The organism is Ignavibacteriota bacterium, from assembly GCA_016707525.1.
GTDB lineage: Bacteria > Bacteroidota > Ignavibacteria > UBA10030 > UBA6906 > JAGDMK01.
The window spans coordinates 24,621-37,361 of record JADJHP010000016.1 but is presented as its reverse complement, the minus strand read 5'-3'; the positions used below and the strand labels follow the sequence as shown (position 1 = coordinate 37,361).

General features: G+C 62.8%; 13 protein-coding genes. 2 read left to right on the top strand and 11 right to left on the bottom strand.

What is annotated here, in order from left to right; all coding sequences use genetic code 11:
• The first annotated feature begins 85 nt into the window (after positions 1-85).
• Together IPI01_19650 and IPI01_19645 are read left to right on the top strand one after the other, a co-directional pair.
• On the top strand, positions 86-1,399 hold the full coding sequence (locus IPI01_19650) for a hypothetical protein (GenBank protein ID MBK7259969.1): 1,314 nt from the start codon (positions 86-88) through the stop codon (positions 1,397-1,399).
• A 209-nt stretch (positions 1,400-1,608) separates the two neighbouring features.
• Complete coding sequence (locus tag IPI01_19645; protein MBK7259968.1) at positions 1,609-3,741, top strand: hypothetical protein; 2,133 nt, start codon at positions 1,609-1,611, stop codon at positions 3,739-3,741.
• A gap of 196 nt (positions 3,742-3,937) precedes the next feature.
• On the opposite strand, the gene IPI01_19640 is transcribed toward IPI01_19645, so the two are convergent.
• The 11 genes from IPI01_19640 to IPI01_19590 all read right to left on the bottom strand — a co-directional run bounded on the left by IPI01_19640 (position 3,938) and on the right by IPI01_19590 (position 12,740).
• The gene (locus tag IPI01_19640; GenBank protein MBK7259967.1) at positions 3,938-4,321 is read right to left on the bottom strand and encodes a DUF302 domain-containing protein; all 384 of its coding nucleotides are present in this window, start codon (positions 4,319-4,321) and stop codon (positions 3,938-3,940) included.
• Between the two features lie 15 nt (positions 4,322-4,336).
• A complete protein-coding gene (locus tag IPI01_19635; protein MBK7259966.1) occupies positions 4,337-4,720 on the bottom strand; it encodes a rhodanese-like domain-containing protein in 384 nt (127 codons plus the stop codon).
• Complete coding sequence (locus IPI01_19630; GenBank protein MBK7259965.1) at positions 4,717-5,124, bottom strand: rhodanese-like domain-containing protein; 408 nt, start codon at positions 5,122-5,124, stop codon at positions 4,717-4,719. The genes IPI01_19635 and IPI01_19630 overlap by 4 nt, the downstream gene beginning before the upstream one ends.
• The gene (locus IPI01_19625; protein ID MBK7259964.1) at positions 5,121-5,690 is read right to left on the bottom strand and encodes a methyltransferase domain-containing protein; all 570 of its coding nucleotides are present in this window, start codon (positions 5,688-5,690) and stop codon (positions 5,121-5,123) included. Before IPI01_19625 ends, IPI01_19630 begins: the two co-directional genes overlap by 4 nt.
• Positions 5,683-6,000: a rhodanese-like domain-containing protein gene (locus tag IPI01_19620; protein MBK7259963.1), complete on the bottom strand. Its 318-nt coding sequence runs from the start codon at positions 5,998-6,000 to the stop codon at positions 5,683-5,685. The genes IPI01_19625 and IPI01_19620 overlap by 8 nt, the downstream gene beginning before the upstream one ends.
• A gap of 50 nt (positions 6,001-6,050) precedes the next feature.
• A complete protein-coding gene (locus tag IPI01_19615; GenBank protein ID MBK7259962.1) occupies positions 6,051-7,418 on the bottom strand; it encodes a sigma-54-dependent Fis family transcriptional regulator in 1,368 nt (455 codons plus the stop codon).
• Positions 7,419-7,441: 23 nt separating this feature from the next.
• The gene (locus IPI01_19610) at positions 7,442-7,882 is read right to left on the bottom strand and encodes an OsmC family protein (GenBank protein ID MBK7259961.1); all 441 of its coding nucleotides are present in this window, start codon (positions 7,880-7,882) and stop codon (positions 7,442-7,444) included.
• 188 nt (positions 7,883-8,070) lie between these two features.
• Positions 8,071-9,891 carry a hypothetical protein gene (locus IPI01_19605; protein ID MBK7259960.1) on the bottom strand — a complete coding sequence of 607 codons (1,821 nt, stop codon included), beginning with the start codon at positions 9,889-9,891 and terminating at the stop codon, positions 8,071-8,073.
• 66 nt (positions 9,892-9,957) lie between these two features.
• Positions 9,958-10,386 carry a MerR family transcriptional regulator gene (locus tag IPI01_19600; protein ID MBK7259959.1) on the bottom strand — a complete coding sequence of 143 codons (429 nt, stop codon included), beginning with the start codon at positions 10,384-10,386 and terminating at the stop codon, positions 9,958-9,960.
• Positions 10,387-10,551: 165 nt separating this feature from the next.
• Positions 10,552-11,127 (bottom strand): DUF3365 domain-containing protein, encoded by a 576-nt coding sequence (locus IPI01_19595; protein ID MBK7259958.1) that lies wholly within the window; start codon positions 11,125-11,127, stop codon positions 10,552-10,554.
• Positions 11,128-11,213: 86 nt separating this feature from the next.
• Positions 11,214-12,740, bottom strand: a complete 1,527-nt coding sequence (locus tag IPI01_19590) for a sigma 54-interacting transcriptional regulator (protein ID MBK7259957.1) — start codon at positions 12,738-12,740, stop codon at positions 11,214-11,216.
• Position 12,741: the final 1 nt, after the last annotated feature.

Here is a 12,741-nt window from a genome sequence, read left to right as displayed (position 1 = left end):
CACTCGCAGTGCGCTCTTGAATGAGAGAACGAAGGACACCCGGAAGAGATGGTGAACACGTGAAGTGTTTCAGGATGGGAATCAAATGAACAAGAGAATGTGGTGGTTGCTGCCTGTGTTGCTCGTAGCGGGGGCCCGCGGTGGGGCTCAGGCGCAGTTCAATGGGTTCGCTTCGGCGTCGTACGGCTATCACAGCGATCCCCTTTACAATTATGAGACCATCCCCGACCAGCTCCGGCAGGGGTACCTCGAACTGCAATACCTTCAGCCGGTGGGAAAGGGAACGCTGTCGGCCGCCTACGTCGGCGGGTTGATGGTGTTCAACACATTCACCGACCGCAACTATCTCGAACATTCCGTACGTCTCGGTTACCGGAATGCGTTCGGGATCCCGCCGCCCCTCCCCCGGCGCCCCGGCATTCCTCCGGCGGCGACGAAGGAAGAAGGCGATGAAGAGAACGGGGAAGAGGAAGAAGAAGAGGACGACCGGCCTGTGGATCCGGATTCCGTGCGGACATTCCTGGACCTTCAGCTGCGGGGCTCGGCACGGCACGACAAGCAGGCGTACCGCGAATTCGACAATACCGGCATTGCGCTCACCGCCGTCCTGCGCATGCCCGTGCGCCGCTGGTATATCCGGGTCCTGAATGATGTCGGGATCCGCTCCTACACCGATCTTCCCGAGCTCTCCAATCTCACGGAACATCTCACCCTCCAGACCGGCCGCGTGTTCAGGAATGGCCTCAGCGTCGGGTTCGCCGCGTCGGGCGGCATGAAATATTACACGACGGACCTTGTCGATACCACGCAGTTCGAGTCGGTGCGGACGTACGTCGAAAAGGAGAACGGCAAAGGGAAGGGCGGTGCGAAGCTGGTCGTGCCTTCCGACAAGAAGATCCTGACGAACGCAACGACGACGATCTCATGGCAGGTCGCTGCGGGCATCTTCGGTGGATTCACATGGGATGGCGGTTCGGTGCTTGCTGATGGCTGGTACCGCATCAATCCCGGGAACGGCACACGCTACCTGGCACAGTATGCGAACTCGTCGATGCTGAGCGAGGACATCTACACGGATTTCTTCTCGTATGATGGCCCGGAAGGCAGGATCATCTGGAAGCAGGGCCTGCCCCTGGGCCTGCAGTCGATCATTACCTGCGGCATCGCCCGCAAGCAGTTCGAAGCGCCTGCACTCGACCTCAACGGGACCGACGCCGGTGTGTCGCGCCGGGATGTGCACAGCTATGCCGAGATCTGGCTTTCACGCTATATCACGCTCAGCGACGGGCTCGGGCTCGATGTCGCGCTGAGCGGCGCGGTCGTGCGGAACCAGTCGAATGATGCCTACAATGACTTCGGGCTGTATCAGGTGGGGGTGAGTATAGGACTCGGATTCTAGAGGAGACGCAATTGAGGATCGTCCGTTGCCAGTTGTCGATTGTCGATGGGAAGCGAAGATACCCGGTGATGAGAACAAGTGAAGAGAACATCTGAAGATGGAAGGTCGAAGAGCGAGAATTGAAGATGGAAGGTTGAAGAGCGAGAATTCCAGATGGAAGATCGAAGGTCGATGATCGAAGTGCAAGAATCAGCAATTGAGGATCGACAATGAGGGTTTGGGGAGCAAAGAGTATTCTGTTCGTGGTGATCATGCTGGCAACCAATGCCACCGGCGTTGCGGGTGATTGGCAATGGCAGTATCCGCTTCCGCAGGGGAATACGCTTGCGAAGATCGCGTTCGCCGACGCATCCACAGGGTACGCCGTGGGCAACGATGGCACGATCATGGTCACACATGATGCCGGCCTCCACTGGGACGTGCAGTACATCGGCGTCACGGACCATCTCCGGTCCCTGTGCGTCGTTGACGTGAACACCGTCTGGATCGTGGGCGACAACGGGACGATCCTCCATACGACGAACGGCGGTGCCCTCTGGTCCGAACAGTCCAGCGGAACGGTGAACGGCCTGAATGGCGTCTTCTTCCTCGATACGGCACGCGGTTGGGCGGCCGGCGATGTCCGCACGATCATCAGGACGACCAACGGAGGTACGACATGGTCCACGGCAACGATGCCGACGGGACAGGGAAATGCATCCATCAATAGCGTGACGTTCACCTCGGCAACGGCGGGCTGGGCGACGGGCTCCGGAAGTGCAGGGGCCGGATCGCTGTATAAAAGTACCGATGGCGGTGCGTCGTGGACCCTCGCGCAAATGTTGACCGCGTCGGGGCAGGACATCGCGTTCGTGGAAGGGGGCCAGACGGGATTCATCGTGGGTTCCGGCGGGCTCATCATGACGACAACCACCGGCGGTGCAACGTGGACACCGGCTGCTTCCGGTACGACACGCGGACTGAACGACATCTTTCCGGGGAACGGGCAGGAGTGCTGGATCGCAGCGGATGATTCCGTCCTGCTGCACTCCACGAACGGCGGGGCCTCATGGAGCACCGAGGCCCTTCACGGCACCTACGCAACGATCAACGGTGTGGCCGTTGCGGGCACATCGGTCGTGGCGGTGGGCGAGTACGGATTCGTCGCGCGGAAGCCATCGGGCGGAAGCTGGACGATGCTGAACAGCGGCACGACGCCGGCGGTGAACTGGCTGGCATTTTCCGATGCGATGAACGGCATCGGGGTCGGACAGTGGGGCTTCATGATACGGACGACCGATGGGGGGAAGGTGTGGACACCGGTGATGAACGGACTCACCGGAGACTCATTCTACGGCGTGGCCTGCATCGGATCGAAGGTCTGGGCCGTCGGCGATCTGGGCGTCCTGCTCCACTCCACCGACCGGGGCGAGCATTGGGCTCAACAGACCACCGGCACGACGATGACACTTCTTGGCGTCTCGTTCACCGATGAATCGCACGGCTGGGCCGTTGGCGATGGCGGTGTCCTGCTCCGCACGACCGACGGCGGTGCACATTGGATCGCGGGCGTCAGCGGCACGACGAACACGCTGTACGGGATCGCCATGCGGCCGGGACCCAGAGGATGCGCCGTGGGAGAGTCGGGTGCCATCCGGCACAGCGCCGACGGTACCACGTGGGCATCCGGATCCGCACCGGTCTCCACCGTTCTCTGGAGCACCTCCTTCGCCGATGATGTGCACGGCTATGCCGCCGGCGGGAGCGGTGTGATCCTGTACACGGCCGACGGGGGAGGGACATGGCTCAAAGGCACGACGGGCACGGTCCGGAACATCTACGTTGCTTCAGGCGTCTCGGCGGCCACGGCATTCGCCATCGGGGATACCGGCCTCGTGCTGTCGACGGTGAACGGCGGATCGGTATGGACACCGGGGTATGCCAAAACCAGCAATGACCTGTTCGGGCTCCATGTGCTTTCCGATACGGTCGCATGGGTCAGCGGCGACAATGGATCGATACTCTGTATGGGTACCCCGACGCTCTCCGTGCCTGTGAACGTCCGCCAGGAGGCGGCCGGCACGGTCCCCTCTGTGGCCGTGCTGCACCCGAACTATCCCAATCCGTTCAACCCTTCCACGACGTTGCGGTACAGCATTCCGGCGGGCGCGCATGTCGTGCTGAAGGCGTACAGCGTGCTCGGGCAGGAGTTTGCGACACTTGTGGATGCATGGCAGCCAGCGGGGATGCACCAGATCGTCTTCGATGCAGACCGGAGCGGTATGAAGAGTTCAGGAGTGGTGATCTTCAGGCTGGAAACGTCCGGAGCAGTGGTGGTAAGCCGGGGAGTTCTCGTGCAATAGCTGCAGACTCTCGGGGTCGAAGTGATGGCCCACGGAGTCATCGGAGATCGGCCCGGAGGCCCGGCGGCCCGGCGCTGGGGGCCAGGCGTCGTGCGATCGTTGGGAACTCACAGGCCGAGGGGCTCCTTACAACACAAAGGAAAAAGGACGATGGTCTGCCTTTTTCCCTTTGCCGCTACTCCCGCGAAGCGTGGTGCTACATGGCCGCGATCACGCGGTCGAGCCGCGCCTTCACTTCCAGTGCCACGGGCACCATGTCGTTGTTCTCGATGATGACGCTCATGATCATCGGGTCGAACACCGACACACGCGTGCGGCCGTCCTTCTCGTACACGATCACGTTGCACGGCAACAACAGGCCGATCTCCTCCTCGACCTGGAGCGCCTTGTGCGCGAAGGGGGGATTGCACGCGCCAAGGATGACGTAGCGCGGAACGTCCACGTTGAGCTTCTTCTTCAGCGTCTCCTTTACATCGATGGTCGTCAGGACCCCGAACCCTTCCTTCTTCAGCTCTTCCGTCACCTTCTCGACCGCCTGCTCGAATGGCAGGGCAACCTCTTTGGATGTGCCGTAGCGCATTGTCGCCTCCCTGTGTTATCGGTAAAGGAAATTCCATTCCGCAATGCCGCCATCGAGGCTCGCCGTGCGGTACCCGAGCTTCTTCAGCCGCGCCGCGCCCATGAGGCTCCGGCTGCCCGACTGGCAATAGCACACGATCTCGCGATCGATATGCTTCTTCAATTCATCCGTCCGTGTGGCAAGCTCCTGCACGGGGATATGGATCGCGCCCTTCATATGTCCGCCGTTGTATTCGCCGGCCGTGCGCACATCCAGCAGCACCACGCCGCCTTCCTTGAGGCGGTCCGCCAGTTGCGACGGTGTATACCGTGCGACGGACCGGGTGAGCAGGAACTTCCGCGCGTAGATGAAGATCAGGAACGCAAGGATGCCATAGAGTACGATCTGTGATGTCGTCATTTGTTCTCCGTGTGTTGGACGGGCAATCCTTCCGAATTCCAGCGGTTCATGCCGCCCGTCATATTGCGTGCTTCAAATTTCTGTTCGCGCAGGAAGCTCGTTGCCATGCCGCTGCGGTTCCCGGAACGGCAGATGGCGATGATGGTCCGCCCCCTGTACGGGGCAAGTTCTCCCACCCGCGCCTCGAGTTCCTGCACCGGGATCAGGATCGATCCGGGGACGTGGCCTGAAGGGCCATCGAACTCCTGCTGCGTCCGGACATCAAGGAAGAGATAGAGCGAATCGTTCCCGAGCTGCGCATGTGTTTCGGCAGGGGTGATCACCGGGATATCCGGGCCCTGGCATGCCGCGAGGCTGGTCAGGAGGATGCCTGCGATGAGGAGAAGCAGTGTGTTCCTTGTCATGGGCGTTTCCCCTGCTGGAGAACAATATAATAGTGGGAAGCATTCAGCGCCCCATGCTCGAGCACGGTATAGTGCCCTGCTACCTGAGCAAGAAGGCTGCTCTCCGCGAGGCGTTCGGATTCCGGCGGGCCTTGTTCTTCGACCTGCCGCTTCCATTCCACGATGGCGATCCTTCCGGCAGGGCCGGTCAGCCGCGCCGCTTCGCCGATGAACCGGAGAAGGTCGGGGGTCTCATGCGCCACGAACGCCATGAATGCCATGTCTGCGATCCCGTCGGAGACCGGCACCGTGTACTCGTCCGAGAGGATCAGGGTCATGTTCGCAGGCACACCCTGGCCTTCCATGAACGTGAGCATCCCCTGGGCGATATCGGCCGCGAACACACGCCCTTCCGGGCCAACGATCTCTGATGCGGCACGGGCAAAGAACCCCGTCCCGGCACCGATATCCACGAACGTCATGCCGGGTTTCAACCCGAGCTTCTGCAGCGTCTCCACCGGGGGGATGAGCTGGTACCGCTCTGCACGCTCGAGCCGCGCGGCGTTGCCTGGTTCGAACTTATGCATGCGCGGACCTCAGCCAGCCATACGTACCGCCCTGCAGATTGTGTACCGCGGTGAACCCTTTCCTGTCCAGATAGGAGGCGACCTCCGCCGAACGTGCCCCGCTCTGGCAGATCACCACGAGCGGGATCGACCGGTCGTCCGGGAGGTCCTGCATACGGCCCGTCACTTCATCCATGGGGATGTTCACCACCCCGGGAACCGCTCCGAACGCCTGCAGTTCGAACGGCTCGCGCACATCCAGAAGGAATGGCGCGGGAGCCTGCGTGAGAAGGTCTTTCAGTTGCTGCGGCGTGATGTTCTTGACGCTCATGCGATATCCGGTCCCTGTGAACGATGTCGTGAAGGTGAATGATGCCGATCCTACTTGATGCCCCACTTCTTGAGGCGATACCGGAGGTTGCGCTCCGATATTCCCAGTTGGCCTGCCGCGCGGGACTGGTTCCCTTTGTGTAACCGCAATGCCTCCAGCACAAGTTCCTTCTCCAGGCGGTCCACCTGCCCGGGCAGGTCCGCCACCTCGCGACCGGCGGATGCGGGCGGCTCCGGCTGCAGGTTCTTCATGACCGGCGGCAGATCCTCCATCGTGATCACATCGCCGCGTGCCAGGATCACCGCACGCTGGATGATATTCTCCAGCTCGCGCACGTTGCCCGGATACGCATGGCGTTGCACCAGTTCCCATGCCTCGCGCGACCACGACATCGCGCTCCGCTGATTCTCCTGCGAGAAGCGCACGGTGAAATGTTGTGCGAGCGGTGCGATGTCCTCGCGCCGTTCGCGCAACGGCGGGATGTCCAGGGTGACGACGTTCAGCCGGTACAACAGGTCCTCACGGAACGTGCCGGCCTTGATCATGGATTCCAGGTCGCGGTTCGTGGCCGCGATGAGCCGCACATCCACTTCGATCGGGGCCGTGCCGCCGACACGCTCGAACGACCGTTCCTGCAGCACCCGCAGCAGCTTCACCTGCATGGAGAGCGGGATGTCGCCCACCTCGTCAAGGAACAACGTCCCGCCGTCGGCCGCTTCGAACCTCCCGCGGCGCTGACGGTCGGCCCCGGTGAAGGCGCCTTTTTCATGTCCGAAGAGTTCGCTCTCGAGCAGATGTTCGTTCAACGCGGCGCAGTTCACAGCGATGAACGGCTCCGCCGCGCGCGGACTGTTATAATGGATCGCGCGCGCGATGAGTTCCTTGCCCGTGCCGCTCTCGCCGCGCACCAGCACGGATGCCCGGCTCTGGGCAACGCGCCCCGCGGTATTCAGTACGGTCTCCATCGCCGGCGAGCCCGCGATGATGCCGGTCAGCGCATAGCGGTTCACCAGCTGCTCTTTCAGCAGCCGGTTCTCGGAGATGAGCTGTTCGCGTTCGCCGATGCGCTGCATGAGCACGTCGAGTTCGCCCAGATCGATGGGCTTCGTCAGGTAGCTGTAGGCGCCGTCCTGCATCGCCTGCACGGCCTGTTCGATCGTGCCGAACGCCGTCATGATGATCACGGTGGTATCCGGGCTGATCTTCCGGACCTCCCGCAGCAGATCGAGCCCCGTCCTGTCGGTCATCCGCATATCCGTCAGAACGATGTTCGGGACTTCCTGCGCAACGAGCGTGAGTGCTTCGCCAACGCTTCCCGCTTCACGCACGGTATGCGCCTTCTTCCTCAGGAATCCGGCAAGCACGGTACGTTGTCCGGGCTCATCGTCCACAAGGAGGATCGAGAAACGGGGCGTCATGGCCATGGTGTGTCCGGTGGCCTTCAGGCCGCGACCTTCGGTGGTTCGATCTTGAATGAATGGGTGAGGGCGACACTCGCCTTCAACATTGCAGAGACGGCGCAATACTTGGTCGTCGACAGTTCGATGGCGCGTTCAACATCCGCCGGGTTGATGCCGGTGCCGTAGAAGACGTACTCGACGTGGATGCTCGTATAGACCTGCGGATGTTCCTCGGCCTGCGTTGCGGTGAGGTTCATTTCGAAGTCCTGCACCGGTACGCGCTTCTTCCTGAGGATCGCCACCACATCGCTCCCCGTGCACCCGCCGAGCGCGAAGAGGATGAGCTCCTTGGGGCGTGATGCGGCATTGCTTCCGCCGAAATCCGCCGGCCCATCCATGTTCACCCAGTGTCCGGAATCGCCCTTCGCCATGAAGGTGACACCATTGTTCACTTGCTTCACAACCGCCTGTTTGGTCGCCATTGGAGCCTTTCTGAGTCGCTGAAGTTCAGTCTTTTCAATAAGATGCAGTGATCGGGCGAAAGGGGGCACTTTTGTCGAATGGCCTGCAAGGGCTAAAAAATGCCCAAAACAAGCCGGATCAAGGGTGTTCCGGGACCGACCGGACGGCGTCCATGAGCGCGTCGGCGATCTGATCCGCCATGACGATCTTATGCGCACCGGTGGTTCGATGGGCGTCGGCGGTTTGAGGCGCCCCGGTGGTCCGATGGGCGTCGGCGGTTTGAGGCGCCGGGTCCATGGGCGAGCGTGGGCGTGCGTGTGGCCCGTGTGCGGGCGGCTCCATGGGCGTCGGCCGCCCCTCCAGACACGTTCCAAATCTTCGCCGCTGTGAATCCAAACTTCTCCTGGACAGGCCCGACCAGGTCGGGGCGCACCGTGAGGAGTACCGTTGCCGAAGGATCCCGCAGAAGGGCACGGAGGGCCGGTGCCCAACCCATCCCTTTCATCTCCAGGGGGCCGACCTCATCCACGAAATGGACCACGCCCTTTCTCTCTCCCCCGGGGGTAAGCGCCGCGAGTCCCGCCGCGATGCCATCGCCGTTGAACGTGAACCGGCCGACGAACTCCCCGGGAGACACCCCGTGGATCCTGCACAACGGCAGGCGTTGTTTGGTATGAATGATCCCGATGTCATATCCCACCCGCAAATCGCCCTCATACACAACATGCGAGAGAAAGCCCCGTGCAATGCCGCCGCGCTTCCCGATGCTGGCGATCACTTCCGACACACGTGTGGTCTTTCCTGCGCCCTGCGATCCGCTCACGATGAACACGGTGGCACCGCGAAGGGCGCGCATCGCGTCGAGCCTGTGGATGATGATCCCCAGCATGCGGCGCATGGAGCGGAAGGGGTGACGGAAGCCGGAGCCTTCCTGTGATACTCCCTGGAGCATCGAAGGGAGCGCCTGGAACGCCACGCGCATCGCGAGGGAGAGCGTGCCGAGTCCGCGTTTGAAGAACCACGCCATGATGACGGGGTTGCGGAGCTCGATGCCTATCGCGCCGAACGCACCGATCACGATGATGGCGCGGGCGGTCATCACCACGCCGCTCTGGAGTCCCGTCCACCAGGTCCCTTTGCCTTCCGGTGCGATCACGCCGAGCAGGATGCCGGCAAGGAGGGCGACCGCGGCGAGCTCAAGCCAGAGGCGCACGCGGCGGAACTTGGGGCGGAGCGCGGGATAACGGACGAGCACGGCCGCGAGATAGAGTGCGGCAGGCACGGGGGCGGCGAGCGGCGGGAGCAACGGCAGCAGGATGAGCCCTGCGATCATGAGCACGGCATGGGCGACGAGCCATCCCATGGAGAAGCGTGTCGTGGTGCTGTGCAGCAGGTCGGGAGCGGCCTCATCCGCGCCGGCCCACGCATCGGCCGCCGGCGCATCCGCGGGCACACTCCGTGCGATCGCGATCCCCACGGCGGCGGCCACGGCACCCGGAAGCGCCTGCACGGCAACGAACCAGAAGAGGATATGTGCGGGATCGGCACCGGCAACGCCGAACGTGTTCGCAAGGAAGGTGAACAGCGATCCGTACATCCGTGCGGCATCCATCCCGTACGTGAGGAGGATGGCGACGAGCTTCTGAATGATCGGTGCCACGGTAGCGAGCATGCCGCCGATGATGCAACCGGCGATAGTGAAGCGGAACGATCCGGCCGCCGCGGCGATGATGAACGCTTCCAGCATGATCCCGATCATCGGGCCGAGGATGACGGCACTGGGCGAGATCGATTTCATCAGCGCGCACACGACGCCCGCGCGCCAGATCACGCCGGCATCGCGCCAGAGGCGTGCGCCCGCAACGAGCAGCGCCGCGGCCATGGTGGCGAGGACGGTGCCCGCGAACGGAAGCTGGAGGTTGTGGAGAAAACTGCCGAGGATGATCTCGTTGGCGGCCCACAGGCTGCCGAGAAGTGCGGCACGTTGCCACCGCAGCGAAAGTACCGCGGTCTCCGCACCGGTCGTCATCCTCGTACTCCCGCGGCGCATCCGCGGATCGTGAGGCACTTCCGGCGGGAGAATGCGTTCATGCGATCACCCCTTGTCGATGGTGAACTGTGCGATCGTGCGTTTCAATGCGGTGCAATCGGTGACATGATTGTACACCGTACAGTTCCTGCAATCGGCATCGCTGCAGGCGACCGGCCTCGGTGAGACCTTCCAGCACGGCGTCTGGTCGTCGCTGAATGCGGGACACGTCTCGCGGTCGGGTGCTTTGCACTCGTGCACCTTCCAGCAGGGGATCAGGGCGAGCATGCGCCGCATACCGGCGATGCCCACTTTGTCCTGGTTGATGCTCTTCCGCAGGCAGCGAATGCGCTCGAGATCGGAGGGAGCGTACAGGCGGTGCCGGGATTTTTTCCGGATGGGAATGATGAGTCCTTCGCGCTCGTAGAGGCGAAGCGTTGGTACCGATACCCCCAGGAGGTCAGCGGCTTCCCCGATGCTGTAAAGGGTTTCCATTCTGATATCGCCCTGTTGAGGAACAAACGAGAGCTAGCGTGGTATGAAATCTCCATCTGAAATTAACAGATAATGTGCCAAGCCAAATGATGGAGAAAAACCTGCGAATCAGGCAGATGCGGGGAGGTGGTTTCCTAATTGTGAGAATTTCCGAAGGAGGAAAGCTTATCGCACCTTTTCGGCCACCCGGATGGCCCCGCGGAGATCACCAGGGGCATAGCCGCTTGCCCTGTCGTCCGGATAACGTTGTTTGAGGATCCTCCGGAGCTCCGGCGTAAATGACTCCTGCTTTCCGTGGCAGGTGAGGCAGAAGGGGCCGGTAAGGATGGGGACATAAAGACGCCGGGCACCGTCCGGATCTCCAATGGAGAGGGTGGTGCTGTCAGCGAGAACGCCGGAGGTCTTCAGCCGCTCGAACTCCGCGAGGGCGCGCAGGTCTGTGGAATCGGGCGCATTCTTCGGGTTCCGCGCCCGTGTGCTGACGCGCTGCACGGTCAGCCCGGTGGCGGAGCAGACCGCGGCGGTCAGGATCTGCGCGCTGTCGGCGCAGACGGTGACGGCCGCAGAGGGGCCGCCTGCGGCCATGTGGCGCGCGAGTGCTCCCTTCAGTTCCATGCTGAGCCGCAGTGCAGCCTTCCGTGCCTCCGTCGGGAACGTGTCGGCAGAATGTTGGGCGCGCATCGGCAGTGCGACAAGCAATACCGATACCGCGAAGATGCAGATGGGTGACGATCGTACCATTGGAGGAGATCCTCATGTGAACAGTGAGACAAGATAGGGCATTGCGGGGAAAGTGTAAAGCAAGGATGTGCTTGCGAGACGGGCCACTAGAGAGGCCGTTCGATGCCAAGCCGGATGATCCGCCCGCGCAGGGTGCTGGGTTTGATCCCGAGGCGCTTTGCCGCTCCCCGGGCCCCTTCGATGATCCAGTTGGCCTGGCGCAGCGCCGTTAGGATACGCTCGCGCTCATCGTCCTGTTGCCCGGCCGATCCGGGCTCCGGTACCGGCGCGATACCATGTGCTTTCACGGTGGAAAGCGGAAAATGTTCCGGCCCCAGGGTGGTGTCGTCGCAGAGGACGACCGCCCGTTCGATGAGGTTCTCGAGTTCGCGGACGTTGCCGGGGAACGGATAGCATTCGAGCCGTTGCAGTGCCTCGCGCGAGATCTGCCGCACCGGTTTGTGGAACCGGCGCGAATACTTCTGCACGAAGGCCGTGGCAAGGAGCGGGATGTCTTCGCGCCGCGCACGGAGGGGCGGGATGGCGATCGGCACGACGGCGAGGCGGTAGTACAGGTCGGCGCGGAACGTCCCCGCCGCCACCATCTCCTCGATCGGCCTGTTGGTCGCCGCCACGATGCGCACGCTCACGTGCAGCGGTTCGTGTCCGCCCACGCGGGTGAACTCGCCTTCCTGCAGCACGCGCAGCAGCTTCACCTGCATATCGAGCGGCAGCTCGCCGATCTCGTCGAGGAAGAGCGTGCCGCCGTCGGCCACTTCGAACAACCCGACGTGGCGGTGCACGGCGCCGGTGAATGCGCCCTTCTCGTGTCCGAAGAGCGTGCTTTCGATGAGTCCGGACGGGATGGCGCCGCAGTTGACGCGTACGAGCGGACGGTGTGCCGATGCGCTGCGGGCGTGGAGGGTGCGCGCGAACAGTTCCTTCCCCGTGCCGGTCTCGCCCACGAGCAGCACCGATGCGTCCGTGGGGGCTGTGCGGGCGATCTGCTGCATTGCCTCGTCCATGAGCCGGCTCGCGTAGATCAGTCCGCCCACATCCGCCGCACGGTCGATCTCTTCCTTGAGGTACTGTCCTTCTGCTTCGAGGCGCATCCGGAGGCGTGCGTTCTCCTGATGCAGTTGCATGTTCTCGATGGCGAGCCCGATCTGGATCCCGAGCTGATCGAGGAATGCGATATCGTCCGCGGTGTACGCATAGCCGGCCGAGTTGAGTCCGGCGGCCACGCCCAGCAGGGTATGATCGCGGCCGAACACCGGGAGGACGACGATATGCGTCGACTGTCCGGCGGGTGGGGTATGCAGGCCCACGAGGCGTGCGAGTGCCTGGCGTACGCGGGTTTCATCGAGCTGCACCGCCACGCCGGCGTTGCAGATCTCTTCGAGGGCGGCACCGGTGCGGGGGATCGGTTCGAGGCTGAGGATATCGCCGCCTGCGACCATGGCCATGCCCCGTACGAACGTATCCGTGCGGTGATCGTAGTACGAGATGCCGAAGGCATCGACGGGGAAGATCTCGCGGAGGTGTCCGGCAACGGCGGTGAAGAGCCGTTGGGGATCATAGGCCCCGAGGAGTGCGGATGTTATGGCCAGCAGTTGGTCGTGACGGGAGTTCATC